The 19,049-nt window shown below is 65.8% G+C and carries 19 protein-coding genes; 10 read left to right on the top strand and 9 right to left on the bottom strand.

Annotated features, from left to right (window positions below):
* Positions 1-14 precede the first annotated feature (14 nt).
* From ACSQ3P_RS13135 to ACSQ3P_RS13110, 6 genes are all read left to right on the top strand, one after another.
* Entirely contained in the window at positions 15-1,211 is a 1,197-nt protein-coding gene (locus tag ACSQ3P_RS13135; RefSeq protein WP_436165972.1) for an amidohydrolase family protein, read from the top strand.
* On the top strand, positions 1,208-2,713 hold the full coding sequence (locus ACSQ3P_RS13130) for an amidohydrolase family protein (protein WP_436165971.1): 1,506 nt from the start codon (positions 1,208-1,210) through the stop codon (positions 2,711-2,713). The genes ACSQ3P_RS13135 and ACSQ3P_RS13130 overlap by 4 nt, the downstream gene beginning before the upstream one ends.
* Positions 2,710-3,696, top strand: a complete 987-nt coding sequence (locus tag ACSQ3P_RS13125; protein ID WP_436165970.1) for an ABC transporter ATP-binding protein — start codon at positions 2,710-2,712, stop codon at positions 3,694-3,696. The genes ACSQ3P_RS13130 and ACSQ3P_RS13125 overlap by 4 nt, the downstream gene beginning before the upstream one ends.
* Entirely contained in the window at positions 3,689-4,657 is a 969-nt protein-coding gene (locus tag ACSQ3P_RS13120; RefSeq protein WP_436165969.1) for an ABC transporter ATP-binding protein, read from the top strand. Before ACSQ3P_RS13125 ends, ACSQ3P_RS13120 begins: the two co-directional genes overlap by 8 nt.
* A 166-nt stretch (positions 4,658-4,823) precedes the next feature.
* A complete protein-coding gene (locus tag ACSQ3P_RS13115) occupies positions 4,824-5,585 on the top strand; it encodes a transporter substrate-binding domain-containing protein (RefSeq protein ID WP_436165968.1) in 762 nt (253 codons plus the stop codon).
* A gap of 92 nt (positions 5,586-5,677) precedes the next feature.
* A complete protein-coding gene (locus ACSQ3P_RS13110; RefSeq protein WP_069689482.1) occupies positions 5,678-6,019 on the top strand; it encodes a DHCW motif cupin fold protein in 342 nt (113 codons plus the stop codon).
* 240 nt (positions 6,020-6,259) lie between these two features.
* Here the strand turns inward: ACSQ3P_RS13110 and ACSQ3P_RS13105 are convergent, their stop codons facing one another.
* From ACSQ3P_RS13105 to ACSQ3P_RS13085, 5 genes are all read right to left on the bottom strand, one after another.
* Positions 6,260-7,387: an enolase C-terminal domain-like protein gene (locus ACSQ3P_RS13105; protein ID WP_436166255.1), complete on the bottom strand. Its 1,128-nt coding sequence runs from the start codon at positions 7,385-7,387 to the stop codon at positions 6,260-6,262.
* A gap of 11 nt (positions 7,388-7,398) precedes the next feature.
* Complete coding sequence (locus ACSQ3P_RS13100) at positions 7,399-8,154, bottom strand: SDR family NAD(P)-dependent oxidoreductase (protein WP_436165967.1); 756 nt, start codon at positions 8,152-8,154, stop codon at positions 7,399-7,401.
* The gene (locus ACSQ3P_RS13095; RefSeq protein ID WP_436165966.1) at positions 8,154-8,966 is read right to left on the bottom strand and encodes an amino acid ABC transporter ATP-binding protein; all 813 of its coding nucleotides are present in this window, start codon (positions 8,964-8,966) and stop codon (positions 8,154-8,156) included. Before ACSQ3P_RS13095 ends, ACSQ3P_RS13100 begins: the two co-directional genes overlap by 1 nt.
* A gap of 9 nt (positions 8,967-8,975) precedes the next feature.
* A complete protein-coding gene (locus ACSQ3P_RS13090; protein WP_092174481.1) occupies positions 8,976-9,638 on the bottom strand; it encodes an amino acid ABC transporter permease in 663 nt (220 codons plus the stop codon).
* Between the two features lie 124 nt (positions 9,639-9,762).
* Positions 9,763-10,617, bottom strand: a complete 855-nt coding sequence (locus ACSQ3P_RS13085; protein ID WP_436166254.1) for a transporter substrate-binding domain-containing protein — start codon at positions 10,615-10,617, stop codon at positions 9,763-9,765.
* Between the two features lie 352 nt (positions 10,618-10,969).
* On the opposite strand from ACSQ3P_RS13085, the gene ACSQ3P_RS13080 reads away from it, so the two are divergent.
* The 4 genes from ACSQ3P_RS13080 to ACSQ3P_RS13065 all read left to right on the top strand — a co-directional run bounded on the left by ACSQ3P_RS13080 (position 10,970) and on the right by ACSQ3P_RS13065 (position 15,283).
* Positions 10,970-11,980 (top strand): ABC transporter ATP-binding protein, encoded by a 1,011-nt coding sequence (locus ACSQ3P_RS13080; RefSeq protein ID WP_436165965.1) that lies wholly within the window; start codon positions 10,970-10,972, stop codon positions 11,978-11,980.
* Positions 11,981-12,034: 54 nt separating this feature from the next.
* Positions 12,035-13,327: an ABC transporter substrate-binding protein gene (locus ACSQ3P_RS13075; protein ID WP_436165964.1), complete on the top strand. Its 1,293-nt coding sequence runs from the start codon at positions 12,035-12,037 to the stop codon at positions 13,325-13,327.
* Positions 13,328-13,498: 171 nt separating this feature from the next.
* A complete protein-coding gene (locus ACSQ3P_RS13070) occupies positions 13,499-14,386 on the top strand; it encodes an ABC transporter permease (protein WP_069689488.1) in 888 nt (295 codons plus the stop codon).
* Positions 14,387-14,392: 6 nt separating this feature from the next.
* Positions 14,393-15,283, top strand: coding sequence for an ABC transporter permease (locus ACSQ3P_RS13065; protein ID WP_436165963.1), 891 nt, complete (start codon positions 14,393-14,395; stop codon positions 15,281-15,283).
* Here the strand turns inward: ACSQ3P_RS13065 and ACSQ3P_RS13060 are convergent.
* Genes ACSQ3P_RS13060 through ACSQ3P_RS13045 form a run of 4 tightly spaced genes read right to left on the bottom strand, consistent with a single transcriptional unit; the run spans position 15,280 to position 19,049 of the window.
* Positions 15,280-16,677 (bottom strand): amidase, encoded by a 1,398-nt coding sequence (locus tag ACSQ3P_RS13060; protein ID WP_436165962.1) that lies wholly within the window; start codon positions 16,675-16,677, stop codon positions 15,280-15,282. The genes ACSQ3P_RS13065 and ACSQ3P_RS13060 overlap by 4 nt on opposite strands.
* 11 nt (positions 16,678-16,688) lie before the next feature.
* On the bottom strand, positions 16,689-17,447 hold the full coding sequence (locus ACSQ3P_RS13055; protein ID WP_436165961.1) for an SDR family NAD(P)-dependent oxidoreductase: 759 nt from the start codon (positions 17,445-17,447) through the stop codon (positions 16,689-16,691).
* Between the two features lie 10 nt (positions 17,448-17,457).
* The gene (locus ACSQ3P_RS13050) at positions 17,458-18,219 is read right to left on the bottom strand and encodes an SDR family NAD(P)-dependent oxidoreductase (protein ID WP_436165960.1); all 762 of its coding nucleotides are present in this window, start codon (positions 18,217-18,219) and stop codon (positions 17,458-17,460) included.
* Entirely contained in the window at positions 18,216-19,049 is an 834-nt protein-coding gene (locus ACSQ3P_RS13045) for a polysaccharide deacetylase family protein (protein WP_436165959.1), read from the bottom strand. The genes ACSQ3P_RS13050 and ACSQ3P_RS13045 overlap by 4 nt, the downstream gene beginning before the upstream one ends.

Here is a 19,049-nt window from a genome sequence, read left to right as displayed (position 1 = left end):
AGGAAACGCCTGAGATGACCGCCTCCCTACTCCTTCGCAACGTTCGCCCTTATGGCAATGCCGCCACCGACATCCTGGTCGTGAACGGCAAGATCAGCCGCATTGCCTCCGCCATCGCGGCGCCCGCCGATGTGCCGGTCGAGGACGGTCGCGGCGAGATCGTCATCCCCGGCCTCGTCGAGGCGCACACCCATCTCGACAAGAGCCTCTGGGGCCTGCCCTGGTACAAGAACGAGGTCGGTCCCAAGCTCCTCGACAAGATCGACAACGAGCGCGAGAACAAGAAGCGCCTGAACATCGACCCCTACAGGCAGTCGGCCCGGCAGAGCATCCAGTCCTCGCTGATGGGCTCGACCCATATCCGCAGCCATGTCGATGTCGACACCGAGCATGGCCTATGGGGTGTCGAGGGCGTGATGCGCACCCGCGACGACTATCGCGACATCGTCGACATCGAGCTCGTCGCCTTCCCGCAATCGGGCCTGCTGCGCCGGCCGGGCACGCTGGAGCTGATGGACCAGGCGATGAAGGCCGGCTGCGAGATCGTCGGCGGGCTCGACCCCTGCGCCATCGATCGCGATCCCAAGGGCCATCTCGATGCCGTGTTCGCGCTCTGCCAAAAATACGGCAAGCCGCTCGACATCCACCTGCACGAGCCCGGTGACATGGGGCTGTTCTCCTTCGACCTGATCGTCGAGCGCACGCGTGCGCTTGGCATGAAAGGCAAGGTCACGGTCAGCCACGCCTTCTGCCTCGGTGTCGATGCCGCGCTGGTCGATCCGCTGATCGCGCAGCTCGCCGAGCTCGACATCGCGATCATGACGACGGCGCCCGCCAGCCGCCCGGCTCCGCCGGTGCGCAAGCTGATCGAAGCCGGTGTGCGCGTCTGCTCCGGCAATGACGGCATCCGCGACACCTGGGGGCCCTATGGCAATGCCGACATGCTGGAGCGCGCCATGTTCGTCGGCCTGCGCAATAATTTCCGCCGCGACGATGAACTCAGGATGGCGCTCGATGTCTGCACCAACGAGGGCGCCAAGGTGATGGAGATCGAAGGCTACGGGCTGACTGAGGGCAGCACTGCCGATGTCGTGATCCTGCCGGGCGAGACCGTCGCGGAAGCTGTCGTCACCCGCTCGCCCAAGCGCCGCGTCGTCAAGCGCGGCAAGGTCGTTGCGCGTGACGGCGTCTCGATCAGGACCGCGCCGTGAGCTTGCGCGCCGCCAAACGCCCGGAAGGGCGCATCCTCCTGACCGCGCGCTGGCTCGTCGGCCACGCGCAGGGGCGCCATCGCCTCTATGAGAACGGTGAGATCGTCTTCGAGGATGGTGAAGTCGTCTTCATCGGCCATGGTTTTCCGGGCGAGGTTTCCAGCCGTATCGACTACGGCAATGCGCTGATCGGGCCGGGCTTCGTCGATTGTGACGCGCTCTCGGACCTCGACACCACGATCCTGGCCTATGACAACCAGCCGGCCTGGAAGAAGGGCCGCGTCTGGCCGCGCTCCTATCTCGAAGCCGGCCCCTACGAGATGTATTCGCGCGAGGAGCTGGCCTTCCAGAAGAAGCACGCCTTCGCCACGCTGATCCGCAACGGCATCACCACCGCGCTGCCGATCGCCTCCTTGTTCTACCGTGCCTGGGGCGAGACGCCCGAGGAATTCCAGGATGCGGCAGAAGCGGCCGCCGGCCTTGGCCTGCGCGCCTATCTCGGCCCGGCCTATCGCACCGGCAATCAGCTGGTCGAGGCCGATGGCCGCATCACCACGCATTACGACGAGCCGCGCGGCCTGGCCGAGCTCGATGCCGCGATCGAGTTCTGCGAGCGCAACGAAGGCGCGGCCGGCGGATTGATCCGCACCATGCTGGCGCCGGATCGAATCGAGACGTCGACTGCCGAATTGCTGCGTCGCACGGCTGCTGCCGCGCGCGCCTTGAAGGTGCCGGTGCGCCTGCATTGCTGCCAGTCGAAGATCGAGTACGACCTCGTGCTGGCCCAGCATGGCATGAGTCCGCCGGAATGGCTGCAGAGCCTCGGCTTCCTCGACCAGCGTTCGCTCTTGCCGCACGGCACCTATGTCTCGGGCAGCCGCCATGTCGACCGCCCCGGCCGCGACCTCGAGATCATTCGCGATGCGGGCGCCACGATCGTGCATTGCCCGCTGGTCTCAGGCCGGCACGGCAATGCCATCGACCATTTCGGCCGCTATCGCGAGATGGGCGTGAGGCTCGCCATGGGCACGGATACGAGCCCGCCCGATATGATCATGAACCTGCAGGTCGGCATGATCCTGGCTCGCACCATGGCCGGCAGCGCCCATGCGGCGCGCAGCGAGGATTATTACGATGCAGCGACGATTGGCGGGGCCGATGCGCTGGGCCGCCCTGATCTCGGCCGGCTCCAGCCCGGCGCGCGCGCCGACATCACCGTCTTCGATCTCGACTGCCCGCATCTCGGCCAGGTCATCGACCCCATCCAGACCATGCTGCTCGCTGGTCATGGCCGCGATTTCGCGACCGTGATCATCGACGGACGCTTCGTGATGGAGGAGCGTGTGATCCCGGGCGTCGACGAGGCGGCGGACAAGCTCCGTGCTCAGAAGCAGTTCGAAGGCGTGATGGCGCGCTATCCGCAGCGCACCCATGGCAATCCACCGATGAGCGAGATCTTCTCCTCGAGCTATCCGGTCGAGCGCGCGGGGGTGGGGCTATGAACGCCGTCGCTTCGCCGCTGCTCTCGGTGCGCGATCTGCGCATTGTCTTCGATGGCCGGCATGGCCCGTTGACGGCGCTCGATGGCGTCTCCTTCGACATCGCGCCCGGCGAGATCCTCGGCGTGGTCGGCGAATCCGGCGCCGGCAAATCCCTGACCGGAACGGCGGTGATCGGCCTGCTCGATCCGCCGGGGCGCATCAGCGGCGGATCGATCCATCTCGATGGGCGGCGTATCGACAATCTCCCGCCCGAGCCGATGCGCAAGCTGCGCGGCCGCCAGATCGGCGCGATCTTCCAGGATCCGCTGACCTCGCTGCATCCGCTGCTGACCGTCGGCGACCAGCTTGTCGAGACGATCCTGACGCATCTCCCGGTCGGCAAGGCGCAGGCGCACAAGCGCGCGCTTGATCTCCTGAAAGAAGTCGGCATCCCCGCCGCAGAAACGCGGATCGACCAGTATCCGCACCAGTTTTCCGGCGGCATGCGCCAGCGCGTCGTGATCGCACTCGCGCTCTGCGCCGAGCCGAAGCTGATCATCGCCGACGAGCCGACCACGGCGCTCGACGTTTCGATCCAGGCGCAGATCACGACGCTGCTGAAGCGCCTTTGTCGCGAGCACGGCACGGCGATCATGCTGGTGACGCATGATATGGGCGTCATTGCCGAGACGGCTGATCGGGTCGCGGTGATGTATGCCGGGCGCATCGTCGAGATCGGCCCGGTTGCGGAGGTGACGCGCCGGCCGCATCACCCCTACACGGCCGGGCTGATGGCCTCGATCCCGAGCGTCCACACCCGCAACGCCGTCCTCAACCAGATCGACGGCGCGATGCCGCGTCTGAACGCCATTCCGGAAGGCTGTTCCTTCAATCCCCGTTGCGGGTTCGCAAGCGATTTCTGCCGCGAACATAAGCCTGGCCTGCCGGTCTCGGCCCATGCCGCCGCCTGTCATTTCCCGCTGATGGAGCCGGCGCATGCGTGAGAGCGGCCCTATCCTCACCGTCTCGGCGGCCTCCTGCCGCTTCGACGTCTCGGCTCCGGCTTTGTCGCGCCTGCTGACGCGCGAGCCGCGCCGTATCCTGCGGGCGGTCGAGACCGTCTCCTTCACGGTCGAGCGCGGCACGACCTTCAGCATCGTCGGCGAATCCGGCTGCGGGAAATCGACGCTGGCGCGCATGGTGGTGGGCCTGCAGCGGCCGACCGAAGGCGCGCTGCATTTCTCCGACATCACGCGCCTCGACGGCACGATCGGCCCGCCGCGCGTGCAGATGATTTTTCAGGACCCCTACGCCTCGCTGAACCCGCGCTGGCGCGTCGGCGACATCATTGCCGAGCCGATCCGCGAATTGAAGCTGCGTCAGGACGAGGCGGCGATCACGCAGCGCGTCGGCGACCTTCTGGAGATCGTCGGCTTGTCGCGTACCGATGCTTCCCGCTATCCGCATGCCTTCTCCGGCGGCCAGCGCCAGCGCATCTCGATTGCGCGTGCGCTTGCGACCGAGGCCGATTTCCTGGTCTGCGACGAACCGACCTCGGCGCTCGACGTCTCCGTGCAGGCGCAGATCCTCAACCTGATGGTCAAACTCCAGAAGGAGTTCGGGCTGACCTATCTCTTCATCAGCCACAATCTCTCGGTCGTGCGGCACATGTCGGACCAGCTCGCGATCATGTATCTCGGCCGCTTCGTCGAGACGGGGCCGGCAGACGAGGTCTTCGGCAATCCGCGCCACCCCTATACGCGGCTGCTGCTCGAGACGATTCCCGATGTCGAGAAGCCCAATCGCGCGCGCCGGCCGATGTCGGGCGAGGTGCCGAGCCCGATCGCGCCGCCTCCCGGCTGCGCCTTCCATCCGCGCTGCGCCATGGCGGCCGATATCTGCCGGGTCGAACGGCCCCCCTTGCGCGCTGTGGCGGCTGGCGCGCTGGCTTGCCATTTCGGCTGATTGCGGCGTTTTGAGGCGATGCTCATAGCCGGGATGCGCGTCACGCAGCTGCGCGAGCCCCAGGATATCGTGTAGTCCATTGTCTGGCGGTGCGGCATCTTGCGCGGCATTCGCGCAATGCTTTGTCACGATGAAGAACGGCTCTGCCACGATAAAGGACGCCGCCATGTCATTTCGCCCCGATATCGGCACGATGCCGCAAGAGTTGCGGATGCCTCAAGAGTTGCGCGAGCGTCTGGCGCCCGGTGGCGTGCTGCGCGCCGGCATCAACCTGTCGAATTTCCTGCTGGTATCGAGCCGCACGCCGGATGGCGGCCCCGCCGGCGTCTCGCCCGACATGGCCCGCGCGATCGCCGACACGCTCGGTGTCGCGCTGCGCTATGTGCCCTATGAATCGCCGGGCCTGCTGGCCGATGCAGCGGCGCGCGACGAATGGGATATCGGCCTGATCGGGGCCGAGCCGCAGCGCGCGGAGGTGATCAGCTTCACGCCGGCCTATGCCGCGATCGAGGCGACCTATCTCGTTCCTGCAGGATCGCGTTTCCAGAGCCCGGCCGAGGTTGATGCGGCAGGCGTCCGGATCGCCGTCACCGGCCGCACCGCCTATGGGCTCTGGCTCGACCGCAACATCGCCCATGCCGAACTGGTGCGCTCGACCACGATGGACGAGGCATTGGCGGATTTCAGCGACAAGAAGCTCGATGCGCTCGCAGGCTTGCGGCCGCGGCTCAACAGCGATGTGGCGCGGACACCTGGTACACGCATCCTCGACGGCCAGTTCATGGCGGTTCAGCAGGCGATCGGCGTCCCGAAGGCGACGAGCGATGCGGTTGCCTATCTCACCAAATTCGTCGAGGCCGCCAGAAGCTCGGGCTTCGTTGCCGACCTCATCCGCAAGCACGGCGTCGAAGGTCTCAGCGTCGCCTGAGCCCGGCTGCATCCGCCTCTGCCGCATCCGCCTTCAACCTGAAGCGCAAGCCACGTCCATGAGAAAGCCAAGTCCATGAGAAAGCCACTCCCATGAAGATGTCCGAGATCGCCTTTTCCACGGTCGACTGGTCGCAGGTCGAACCGACCCGCCATGCCGGCGAGGAGGGCGAGGCGACCTGGCGCACGCGCTTCTTCGGGCCGCAGGACAATCAGATCCGCGTCCGCATCGTCGAATATTCGCCGGGCTATGTCGCCGACCATTGGTGCAGCAAGGGCCACGTCATCCTCTGCCTCGAAGGCGAGCTGGAGACGACGCTGGAGGATGGCCGCGTCTCGGTGCTGACGCCGGGCATGAGCTATCAGGTCGCCGACGGAGCCGAAGCGCATCGCTCGCGCACGACGAAGGGCGCCAAGCTCTTCATCGTCGACTGATACTGACGGCCTTTGACACCGACTTACGGCTGAGGCTGCGCCGTCATTCCGGGGCGATCCGAAGGATCGAGCCCGGAACCCAGAACCGATGCCGCTGCTTGGGAAGGCACCGGTTGCCGGCTCGCTTCACGATGACACGCAACGGTTCTGGGTTCCGGGCCCATGGCTGCGCCATGTCCCGGAATGACGGCGGAGAATAACGCCATCGGTCAGCGCTGAAGGCCGCCAGTATGAAAAGCCTCAGCGCTCGGCCAGGATGCGCGCATTGGCGCGCACCGAGGCTTCGCTGACGCGGATGCCGAGCCCCGGCCCGTTTGGCACCACGACATGCCCGTTGCGGTTGGCGACGCGCTCCTCCAGCACGTCTTCGGTCAGGACATGGTGGGGCATGTAGAACTCGCAGCCGAGCGAGATGCCGGGCGTCGCGGCGATGAGCTGCGTGCCGGCGGCAAGCCCGATGCCGCCCTCCCAGAGCGTGCCGCCATAGCCCGGCAGCCCGGCCTGGTCGGCGATCGCCATGATGGCCTGCGCCTTGAGCAGCCCGCCCGCCTTCATCAGCTTGACCGAGATCGCGTTTGCGGCCTTGAGGCGGATCACCTCGTTGAGATCGCGGGCGTCGAAACAGCTTTCATCGGCCAGGATCGGCGTGTCCAGCGCCGCGACGAAAGCGGCCATCGCGTCGAGATTGTCGCGCGGAACCGGCTGCTCGATGAAGGTCGGTGCGAACGCGTCGACATCGCGCAGGACCTTGATCGCGCCGAAAGGCTGCAGCGCCTGATTGTAGTCGAGCCTGAGGTCGATCGCGTCGCCGAATTCGGAGCGCATCGCCTCGAGATGGGCGAGATCCTCCTTATGCGGCTTCACGCCGGTCTTGACCTTGTAGATCACGTTGCCGGCCGGGACCATGGCGCGCATCCGCTCGAGATCGGCGGCGAAATCCGGATCAGCGATCGAGAAGGAGAGCGGGATCGTGTCGCGCACCCGCCCGCCGAGCAGGTCGGCAACCGAAAGGCCCGAGGCCTTGCCGACGATGTCGAGCAGCGCCATCTCGATCGCGACCTTGGCTTCGGCATGGCCGACGAGCGCGCGGTCGAGCAACGCCATGGTCTCGCGCACGCGCTTGACGGGGCGGCCCATCAGCACCGGGCGCAGATAGACGTCGATCGCCGCCAGCGCGGCTTCCGCCGTGCCCGTGAAAACCTCCCAGGGGGCAGCTTCGCCCCAGCCCACCACGCCGTCGCTTGCCGTCAACTCGACGAGGACGCGCTTGACCGTGCCCTTGACGTTCCCGACGCCCTGGAGCCGGGCCATCTTGATCGGGCTTTCGATGAAAAAGAGCCTGATGCGCTCGACGACAGCTTGGTTGATGATGTCCTGGCTCATGCGAGCCCTCCATTGACGTGTATGATCTGGCCGGTGACGTAGGACGCAGCCGGCGAGGCGAGGAAGGCGATCATGGTCGCGACCTCCTCGGGCAGGCCGCGCCGCCCGAGCGGAATGATCGCTTCCATGCGGGCGATCGCCTCCAGGCTGAGCTTGCTGCCCCTGCCTTCGTCCTTGCGGATCAGCCCGGGCGCGACGGCGTTGACGGTGATGGCATCAGCGGCGAGTTCATGCGCCATCAGCTTCACCACCGTCTCCAGCGCGGCGCGGCTCACAGCCGTCGCGGCGAAGGGCTGGAGATCGGTGCGCAGGGCGTGGGCGACGAAGGACGAGGTGGCGACGATCCGGCCGCTGCCACTGGCCTTCAGCAGCGGGCGTGCGGCGCGGGCCATCCGCATGAGGGCGGCGACGGATTCGTCCATTGCCTGCCCGATCTCGCTCTCGGGCAGATCCATGATGCCGGCTCTGCGGGCATGACCGGCAACCGCGACCAGGCCGTCGAGCTTGCCAAAGCTGTCGGCCGCGAGCGCCACGATCTGGTCGCAGGTCGCCTTCGCAGCCATGTCGCCAAGGATGGTCTCGACCTTGGCCCCGGCAGTGCGAGCCGTCTCGGCGACTGCGTCGAGCCCGGTGCGATTGGTGCCGGTATGGAGCACGAGGCCGATACCGGGTCCGGCCAGCAGCTGCGCGGTTGCCCGGCCGATTCCGCTCGCGGCACCGGTGACGAGATAGACACGATCGAGGCTGGGCATCACAGCGCCTTTTCAGCCGGGGCTTGAGCCGCGCCGCCGCGATGGAAATGGCCGAGGAAGGCCTGCGTCGCCACTTCGCGTGGCGCATCGATGACCTGCCGCGCCGGTCCTTCCTCGACGACCACACCGTCGCGCATGAAGATGACGCGGTCAGCGACCTCGCGGGCGAAGGCGATCTCATGGGTGACGATCACCATCGTCATGCCTTCCGAGGCCAGCTTCTGCATCACGCCCAAAACCTCGCCGACGAGCTCGGGGTCGAGCGCCGAGGTCGCCTCGTCGAACAGCATCACCTCGGGCTCCATGGCGAGCGCGCGCGCAATGGCGACGCGCTGCTTCTGCCCGCCCGACAGGCGGCTGGGATATTCATCGACCTTGTCGGCGAGCCCGACTTTGGCAAGCAGCGCCAGCGCCTGCTCGCGCGCCTGTACCTTGGGCTTCTTGCGAACGGTGATCGGCGCTTCCATGACGTTGCCGAGCGCCGTCATGTGCGGGAACAGGTTGAAGTGCTGGAACACCATGCCGGTATTGGTGCGGAAGCGGGCGAGTTCCCTGGTCCTGGGTGGCTTGCTGCCGACACCGAAGGCGAAGCTGTCCTCTCCGACCCGCACGCGTCCGCCATCGGGCGTCACCAGCAGGTTGATACAGCGCAGCAGGGTCGATTTGCCCGAGCCGGAGGGGCCGATCAGCGCCACCACGCTCCCGGCCGCGACCTTCAGGTTGATGTCCTTGAGGACGACGAGCTCGCCGAACTGCTTGCGCAGCGCGGCAACCTCGATCTTGGGCGTCTCGATCTTGGGTTTTGTGTCCATCGCCTAGCCTCAATCGCTCGTGGACAGCTTCTTCTCGCCTTGCCGCACGATGATCGTGAGCGGGAAGAGAAGCACGAAATAGGCGATCGCCACGGCGCTGTAGACCTCCAGCGGCCGATAGCTGTCATGCGCCGCGATCTGGCCCTGATAGAGCAGGTCCGGCACAGCCAGCACCGAGACCAGCGAGGTGTTCTTGAACTGGATGATCGACTGGTTCATCAGCGGCGGGATCATGCGCTTCAGCGCCTGTGGCAGGATGATCCGGCGCATCGACTGGAACGGGGTCATGCCGAGCGCTGCGGCGGCTTCCGGCTGGCCGGGGTCGATCGAGACGATGCCACCGCGGATGATCTCGGCGTAGAACGAGCCGCCATAGAGCGAGAGCGCCAGGATCGAGGCCGTGACGGCCGAGATCTCGATGCCGCTGAGGATCGGCAGGGCGTAGTAGAACCAGACCAGCTGCACCAGCACGGGCGTGCAGCGGAAGACCTCGATATAGGCCAGCGCGAGCCAGCGCAGCGGAGCGAAGGGAGAGAGTTTCGCGAGCGCCCCCACAAGCCCGATGAGCAGCCCGAGCACGACGATGGCGACGGTGAAGCCGACCGTGACCCACAAGCCGTTGAGGAACAGCCAGCGATAGCTCCAGAGCGAGCCAAAATCCCATTGATACATGGTGAAGCATCCAAGAGAGGGCCCGAGGGCATTGCTCCGGGCAGGATCGCCACGGAACGATGTCGGGCAACCCTGCCGGCCCGCATGGGGCAGGCAGGGTCGTTGGCTGGCGGGCGCTAGGCCTTCAGAGCTGGACGCCGGCGGGCATGTCGGCTTCGGTGATGCCGACCGACTCCATGTTCTTGATGATCACGCTGCGGATCAGGCCGAGCCCGCGATTGAACTCGAGCCAGGTGTTGACATATTTGGGCCAGGTCTGGTCGGCCTCGCGGCGGAAGCCTGCATTCGAGGTCGTGGCGAAGACCGGGGTCGGCACCACGAGCTCGCCGAGCGCCGGGTTCTTCTTGAGCATGGTCAGCGAGAGCATCATCACGATGCATTGCGCGTCGGCGCGGCCGGTCATGATGGCAGCAGCTGCGTCGTCGACGCTCTTGAAGCGCGAGATCTGCGCTTTCGAGCAGAGCCGTGTCGCGACCTGGTCCTGCGAGGAGCCGGCATCGACGGTGATCTTGAGGGCGGGGTTGTTGAAATCGTCCCAGGTCTTCTTGCCCAGGCCCTTCTTCGTGATCATCGTGAAGGCGTTGTTGAACACCGGCACCGAGAAATCGATCACCAGGGCGCGCTTCGGCGTCGGGTTGAGGCCGAAGAAGATGTCGATCTTGTTCGCCTGCAGGTCGAGGACGGAATTACCCCAGGTCGTCTCGAGGATCTCAAGCTCGACTTCGAGCTCCTCGGCCAGCGCCTTCGACAGGTCGATATAGAAGCCGCCCCACTGACCGCTGGAGATATCCTTGTTGTAATAGGGGGCCGCTCCCGCCACCGCGCCGATGCGCAGCTTCTTGGTCCGGCGGATGCGCTCGAAGGCGGTCTCGCCTCCGGTCGCCGGCGCCTGGGCTGCAGCCGGCGATACGATGCCGGCAGCCGCTATCCCGACGGCCGCCGCGCCGATGGCGGTGGCGATATCCCTGCGCGAAACCATGGTGATCCCCTCACTCTGATGACCGGCCAGCCCTGGCGCGATCGACATCTCGTCATCTTTACTCTGCCGGAAGATCGCCTCGATCAAGCGCGTTCTGCGTGCATGGCACCGCAGATATGCGCGCTTCCGTGACGAATTGGCTCGGCAAGATGCGATCCGTGCAGCTTTGCCGGCAAGGGCGGCGGCTCGGATGCGGCAGGCAAGACCTGCTTCTGATTTGTGCGAATGCCTAATCGTTCAGCGGTTTGCCGGCTTTTCCGGGACACTGTGTCCACGAAAATCGCGCTGCCGCCACCCGGCATGCACAGCCGCGATGGCCGCTCGGCGTTTGGCACGCCCCTTGTAGGGGCCCATGCCCAACCAGGAGGCAGGATTGCGCGGTTCCGATCTCGAGCTCGTTCAGGTCACCAAGCGCTATGGCGCGACGGTTGCCGTCGACGCGATCAATCTGCGCGTCAAGGCCGGCACCTATTGCTGCCTGCTCGGCCCGTCCGGCTGCGGCAAATCCTCGACCTTGCGGATGATCGCCGGCCATGAGGCGGTGAGCGAAGGCGACATCATCCTGGGCCCGACCAACGTCACCGATCTGCCACCGGCCAGGCGCGGCACGGCGATGATGTTCCAGAGCTATGCGCTGTTTCCGCATCTCTCCTGCGTCGACAATGTCGCCTTCTCCCTGAAGATGCGTGGCGTCGCGAAGGCAGAGCGCCGGGCGGAGGCGATGCGCCTGCTCGAGCTCGTCGCGATGGAGCGCTATGCCGAGCGCTTGCCGGCGCAGCTCTCCGGCGGCCAGCAGCAGCGCGTCGCGCTCGCCCGCGCCCTGATCACCAAGCCGCAGATCCTGCTGCTCGACGAGCCGCTTTCGGCACTCGATCCGTTCCTGCGCATCAAGATGCGCGCCGAACTGAAGAAGCTGCAGAAGGAACTCGGCATCACCTTCATCCACGTCACCCATGGCGAGGACGAGGCGATGGCGCTGGCCGATCTGATGGTGGTGATGAACCAGGGTCTGATCGAGCAGGCCGGCACGCCGCGCGAGGTCTTCAATGCGCCGGCGACCGCCTTCATCGCCCGCTTCATCGGCGGCCACAACATCGTCGCCGATGCATCAGGCGCGATCGCGGTCCGCACCGACAAGCTGCGCCTGACCAAGGCCGTGAACGGCGCAGCCCGTACCGCGGTGGTCAGCGATGTCGAATATCAGGGCTCCTATGTCCAGATCGGCCTGGCGGCGGATTTCGCCACGGAATTGACCGCCAATCTGAGCGAAGCCGCTTTCGATGCCGAGCCGTTCAACCCCGGCGACACCGTCGCCGTCAGCTGGCGCGAGGCCGACATCCACCGGCTTGGCACCGCCCCCTGACAACAAGACCGACGAGCAAGCTCGATGAGCAAGATAGACGAGGAGGAAAGAGTGATGGGTAGGACGACGAAGGATACGAAAGGCGTCTCGCGGCGCACGCTGCTGAAGGGCGCCGGCGCCGCTGCTGGCGTGGCCACCGGTTCGGGCGCGATCACCGGCTTCCCTGCGGTCTGGTCGCAGGAGCCCAAGGTGCTGCGCTATCTCGGAACGGCTGTGAACCAGGCCGACGACATCACCAAGAAGGTCAAGGCCGATACCGGCATCACGATCGAATACATCTCGGCGACGACCGACGACGTGACCAAGCGCGTCATCACCCAGCCGAACTCGTTCGACGTGCTCGACACCGAATATTTCAGCCTGAGGAAGCTCGTGCCGTCCGGCAACATCCTCGGCATGGACGCCCGCAAGATCAAGGAGTTCGACAATATCACGCCGGTCTTCACCAAGGGCCAGTTGCCCAATGGCAAGGTCATCGGCGACCAGGGCACCGCGCCCAAGAAGGTGATGTTCGTCGAGGGCGCGAACTCGACAAAGTTCGCCTCGGGCGTGACGCAATGGGTGACGCTGATCCCGACCGTCTACAACGCCGACACGCTCGGCATCCGCCCCGATCTGATCAAGCGCCCGATCGAGAGCTGGAAGGAGCTCTTGAACCCGGAATTCAAGGGCAAGGCCTCGATCCTCAACATCCCCTCGATCGGCATCATGGATGCGGCGATGGTGGTCGAGGCGGCCGGCCTCTACAAATATCCCGACAAGGGCAACATGACCCGCGCCGAGATCGACCTCACCATGAAGGTCCTGACCGAGGCGAAGAAGAGCGGTCAGTTCCGCGCCTTCTGGAAGGATTTCAACGAGAGCGTCAACCTGATGGCCTCGGGCGAGACGGTGATCCAGTCGATGTGGTCGCCGGCCGTCACGGCGGTGCGCACCAAGGGCATCGCCTGCACCTTCCAGCCGCTGAAGGAGGGCTACCGCTCCTGGGCTTCGGGCTTCTGCCTGTCGAAATCGGTCACGGGCCGCAAGGCCGAGCTCGCCTATGAATTCGTCAACTGGTTCCTGTCGGGCTGGGCCGGCGCCTATCTCAACCGGCAGGGCTATTATTCCGCCGTCCTCTCCACCGCCAAGGCCAATATGGAGCCCTATGAATGGGCTTATTGGATGGAGGGCAAGGCTGCCGAGAAGGACATCAAGGCGCCTGACGGCTCGTTGCTGGAGAAGGCCGGCGCCACGCGTGACGGCGGCTCCTATGACGACCGCATGGGCAATGTCGCCTGCTGGAACGCGGTGATGGACGAGAACGACTACATGGTCCGCAAATGGAACGAGTTCATCGCTGCGTGAGGTGATCAGAACCGTCATGGTCGGGGCTTGACCCGGCCATCTCTGATTCCAGCCAACTGGTCATGAGGTTTTCGGGGCAAGCCCGAGAATGACGCGTCAATGCGAGCGTCCGCCGGCCAGCGGGCGTTTCGGTGATGAAATTCGCGACCCGAACTGAGCGCAATCCCACCCATGCCAGCGACGAAAACCGCCTACGCGCCGCCGGCCTGGCTCCAGGCCTTGCCCTTTGCCGGCGTCTTCGCGCTGTTCTTCGTCGTTCCGCTGCTCTTCGTCGTGATGGTCTCGTTCTGGGACTACAACGACTATTCGATCATCCCGAGCTTCACGACGCGCTCCTATGTCGAGACCTTCGAGGGCTGCTACGACCAACTGCCGGAACTCTGTACGATCCTGAAGACCTATCTCTCGACGGTGAAGTTCTGCCTGATCGTCTGGGCGATCACGTTGGTGATCGGCTTCACCATCGCCTATTTCCTCGCCTTCCACGTCCAGTCCGTGACCATGCAGATGACGCTCGCGCTGGTCTGCACGATTCCCTTCTGGACCTCGAACGTCATCCGGATGATCTCCTGGGTGCCGCTGCTCGGCCGCAACGGCCTCGTCAACAGCGCCCTGATGAATGCCGGCCTGATCAATCAGCCGATCGAATGGCTCTTGTTCTCGCAATTCTCAGTGGTGCTCGCCTTCGTGCACCTGTTCACCTTCTTCATGGTGATCCCGATCTTCAATTCGATGGCGCGCATCGACAAGCGCCTGCTCGAGGCCGCCTATGACGCCGGCGCCAGTGGCTGGCAGACGCTCTGGAACGTGGTCATCCCGCTCGCCAAACCCGGCATCGTCATCGGTTCGATCTTCGTCGTCACCATCGTGATGGGGGATTTCATCACGGTCGGCGTGATGGGCGGCCAGCAGATCGCCTCGGCGGGCAAGATCATCGAGACGCGGCTGAATGCGTTGCAATTTCCGCCGGCGGCGGCCAACGCCGTGATCCTGCTTGCGATCACGCTCCTGATCATCACGGCGCTGAACCGCTTCGTCGACATTCGGAAGGAGCTTTGAATCCTGATGCGCGAGGGCCGTCCCGCCTCCTTCTACTGGCTCGCCGCCTTCTTCGGGCTGTTCGTGCTGTTCCTCTACGGCCCGATGATCGCGATCTTCGTCCTCTCCTTCCAGGGGCCGACCGGCGGCATGACCTTCCCGATGAACGGGGTCTCGCTGCACTGGTTCGGCAAGCTCTGGAGCGGCGGCGGCATCGTCGACATCAAATCGGCCTTCTGGCGCTCGCTCCAGCTCGGGCTGACGGTGATGCTGATCACCATGGTCTTCTCGGTTCTGGCGGGGCTGGCCTTCCGCAAGCGCTTCAAGGGCCAGAACCTGCTGTTCTACGTCACCATCGCCAGCCTGATCGTGCCCTCGATCGTGACCTCGCTCGGCATCGCCCTGCAATTCCGCCTCTTCGACGAGGTGATGAAGGCCTATGCGCCGGGTTTCATCGCCGAGAGCTACACCACCGCCATGGGCATCTTCACCTCCGGCCTCGGTGCGCATCTGACCTGGGCCTTGCCCTTCGGCCTGCTGATCATGTTCGCGATCTTCAACCGCTTCGACAGCCGGCTGGAGGAGGCGGCGCGCGATCTCGGCGCGACGCCCTGGCAGACCTTCCGGCATGTCATCCTGCCGGTGATCCTGCCCTCGCTGATCGGCGTCGGGCTCTTCGGCTTCACCTTGTCCTGGGATGAGATCGCGCGCTCCTCGCAGGCGATCGGCGAGAAGAACACCCTGCCGCTCGAACTCCAGGCGCTGACCTCGACCGTGACCACGCCGGAGATCTATGCGCTCGGCACCGTCACCACCGGCGTCTCTTTCCTCGTGATCGGCCTGGCGCTCGCTGCGATCCTGAGCTTGAGGGCGCGCCAGGCGCGGCGCGGCTCGGATGCCGGCAAGGGGATGGTCTAGGCGGGCGGGCGTGCTGCAAAGCCGAGCGCGGCTTCCAGGCGCGCGGCAATAGCGAGCAGATAGCCGTCCTCATGCCAGCGTCCGACGAGCTGCAGGCCGATCGGCAGGCCGCTCCCGGAGAGGCCGCAAGGCATCGACAGGGCCGGATGGCCGGTGAGGTTGAAGGGGAAGGTATAGGGATACCAAGCGCCGCGGATCGTGCCGGCGTCGCGCCCCGCGACTGCGATGCGACCGAGCGGATCGAGCCCCACCGGCAGGGCAGGGGCGGACAGCGTCGGTGACGCGATGAGGTCGAAGCGGGACAGGATGTCCTGGATTTGGGTGAAGCAGGCCGTGCGTGCGAACTGCGCCTCATAGAGATCGGCGGCGCTGTAGGCGCGCCCGGCCTCGATCGTGGCGATGAGCGTCGGGTCGAGTTTTTCGGGTGAGCGCGCCGCATGGCCGCCCAAACGCGCCAGCAGCAGCGAGCGCAGCAGCACCAGGAAATGCGGTTCGAGCGAGACGAGATCGAGCTCGATCGGCTCGATGATCATGCCGAGTGCCTCGGCCTGCTTCATCGCGGCGAGAACGGAACTCTCGACCTCCGGATCGAGCACATTGCCACAGCGCAGCAGGAAGCCGATGCGCGGGCGCTCGGCCTCGCCCAGTACGCGGCGCGGCAGGGCTTCGACCTGGCCGTAAGGGTCGCGCCGGTCGGGCCCGACCAGCACCTCGAACATCAGCCGCGTATCCGCGATGTCGCGCGCCATCGGCCCGACATAGGAATTGGCTCCGAACAGATCGGGCGCCTGCAGGTTTGGAATCGCGCCGAGTGTCGCCTTGAGGCCCACGACGCCGCAGCAGGCCGCCGGAATCCGGATCGAGCCGCCGCCATCGGAGCCGAGCGCCAGCGGCCCCATTCCGGCCGCGACCGCGACCGCCGCGCCGCCCGAAGAGCCGCCGCAGCTATGGGCGTGGCTCCAGGGGTTGAGCGTGCGTCCGAAGAACGGTCCTTCGGTGAAAGGCTTGTGCCCGAATTCCGGCGTCGTCGTCTTGCCGATCAGGATCGCGCCCGCTGCCCGCGCCCGGGCGACCGCGACGGCATCGGAAGAGGGCAGCGTGCCGGCGAACAGCGCGGAACCCTGCGTAGTGGCGACGCCCTCCGTATTGGTCAGGTCCTTGACCGAGAAGGGAATGCCGTGGAGCGCGCCGAGCGAGGCGCCGTTCATGATCGCGGCCTCGGCCGCCTTCGCCTCGCTGCGCGCTCGCTCGGCGCAGACAGCCATGAAGGCGTTGAGTTCCGCCTTCTCCTCGATGCGGGCAAGCGCGGCATCGACGGCCTCGACGGGTGAAATTCTCCTCTCCCTGATCGCGGCGGCGAGGTCGATCGCTGAAAGGTCGGCAATGGCGGTCATAGGTGTTCCCCTCAGATCATCCAGCGGCCGCCATCGATCAGCAGCGTCTGGCCGGTGACATAGCGGGCGTCCTCGCTGGCGAGAAAGGCGACGCAGCCCGCGACATCCTCGGGCTCGGCGATAAAGCCGGCCGGTGTCGTCGCCTTGATCTTTTCGATCACGGCAGGCGTCAGCCGGTCATGGGCGCGGGTGCGGATCGCGCCGGGCGCCACCGCATTGACGGTGACGCGATGGGCCGCGAGTTCCCGCGCCAAGGCGCGAGTGAAGCCGATGATGCCCATCTTGGCGGCGGCATAATCGGTCAGGCCGGCATCGCCGACGAAAGCGGCATCGCTCGACATGTTGACGATCCGCCCGCCGCGCTCGCGCATCGCCGGCACGACGAGGCGCGACATCCGCATCGTGGTGAAGAGCGAGACCTCCAGCACGAAGCGCCAGACCTCTTCCTCCGATTCATGGAATTGGGCGGCGCGTTCGCGCCCGCTCTGGCCGACATTGTTGAACAGGATGTCGACCGGCCCGAAGCCCGAGACAGCACGTGCATGGAAATCGGCGAGCACGGCAGCATTGGTGCAGTCGCCCGCCATCGTCAGCAACCGCTCGGCCGGGACGTCCTTGAAGCTCTCCGCAAAACCCTCGCTTTCGCGGTCGATCACGGCGACGCGCGCGCCTTCGGCAAGGAAGCGCCGGGCGGTGGCTGCGCCGATGCCATGGGCGGCGCCGGTGATCGCCACGACCTTGCCGGAAAAGCGGCCTGCGCTGGCGGTCATCAGTGGCTCCTCAATGAAAGGTGCGACCGCCATCGACGGCGATCGCCGTGCCGGTGACGTAGGAGGATTCAGCTGAGGTCAGCCACAGGATCGCGGCGGCGATCTCGTCGGGCGCGGCGACGCGCTGGAGCGCGTATCGGGCGCGCACGGCCTCATAGGCTGCCTGCGGATCGGGCGATGCATCGATGCCGGAGCGAAAGAGTTCCGTCTCGACGGCGCCCGGGCAGATCGTGTTGACGCGGATGCCGAATTCCGCCGCCTCCATGGCGAGCGCCTTGGACGCCATCTGCAAACCGGCTTTCGAGGCGCAATAGGCGGTGCGGTGCTTCAGCGGCGCGAGGCCGGCGCCCGACGAAACATTGACGATGGTGCCGCCACCGGCCGCCTTGAGATGCGGGTAAGCCGCCTGCATCACCAGCATCGGCCCGGTCAGGTTGACGGCGAGCACGCGGCTCCAGTCGGCGAGCGCCATTGTCTCGATAGCGGCGACGAGATCGATGCCGGCGGCATTGACGATGCCGTCGAGCCCGCCGAGAGCAGCAGTGCTCTCGGCCACGGCAGCCGCCACGGCAGCCGGGTCGCCGACATTGGCCTTGGCCGGATGGAGCTGGCTGCGGTCGAAACGCTCGGCCAAAGCCGCCAGCGCAACCTCGTCCCGGTCAAGTGCCGCGATGCGCGCGCCTTCCCCGATGAAGCGCTCGGTCGTTGCAAGCCCGATGCCCTTGGCGGCGCCGGTGATCAGGATGCGCCGGCCGGCGAGCGCGCCGCTCATCGCCTGGCCTCCGCCCGCGCTGTCTCCAGACCAGGCCGCATATCGTCGACCATCTCGTCGCAGCGCCCGATCCAGACATCCTTATGCTTCAGGGCATGCTCGATCAGCCCCTCCAGCACCTTGATGCGCGATGGCTGGCCGATCATTTCGGGATGCATGCCGATCATCATCATCCGGTCCTCGGCATAGAGCACGTCGAACTCGCTCTTCCAGGCTTCGAGCAGCGCGGACGGGGCCTGCATGGTGCGGCCGGGCAGCACGATTGAATACTGGAAGAAGGGCGCGTCATCGAGCACCCAGCGGAAGGGCAGTTCGACGATCTTGGTCTCCCGGCCCTCGACCTCGTGCAGATAGGGCGAGTCGTCGTCGAAGAAGTTGGAGGAGTAGTCGAAGCCGTATTCGACCAGCATCGGCATGGTGATCGGGCTGATCTCGGCCGCCGGCGAGCGCCAGCCGCGCGGAGGCTTGCCGCTGACGCGCAGGATCGACTGGAAGGCCTTCTCCATCTCCTCGCGCTCCTCGTCGGGCGTGAGGCTCAAAATCCATTTGTGGCTGTAGCTGTGATGGGCGAGCTCATGGCCGCGCTTCAGGATTTCCTCGATCAGCCCCTCGCGCTGGTCGATGATCAGCCCGGGCACGAAGAAGGTCGCCTTGACGCCGTAGCGGTCGAGCAGGTCGAGCACGCGGCCGGTGCCGACCTTCCAGCCATAGGCGCCCTGCGACATCAGGATCGGGCGGTTGGCATAGGCCGGATCGCGCCCGGTCCACATCGTCTCGGCATCGAGATCGAAGGTCAGGAAGAGCGGGAAACCCTTGCTGGTGAGAGGCAT

The organism is Allobosea sp. LjRoot9 (genome assembly GCF_964252745.1).
Classification (GTDB): Bacteria; Pseudomonadota; Alphaproteobacteria; order Rhizobiales; family Beijerinckiaceae; genus Allobosea.
Note: the sequence above shows the minus strand (reverse complement) of the source record. Positions and strands in the feature narration are given on the sequence as shown.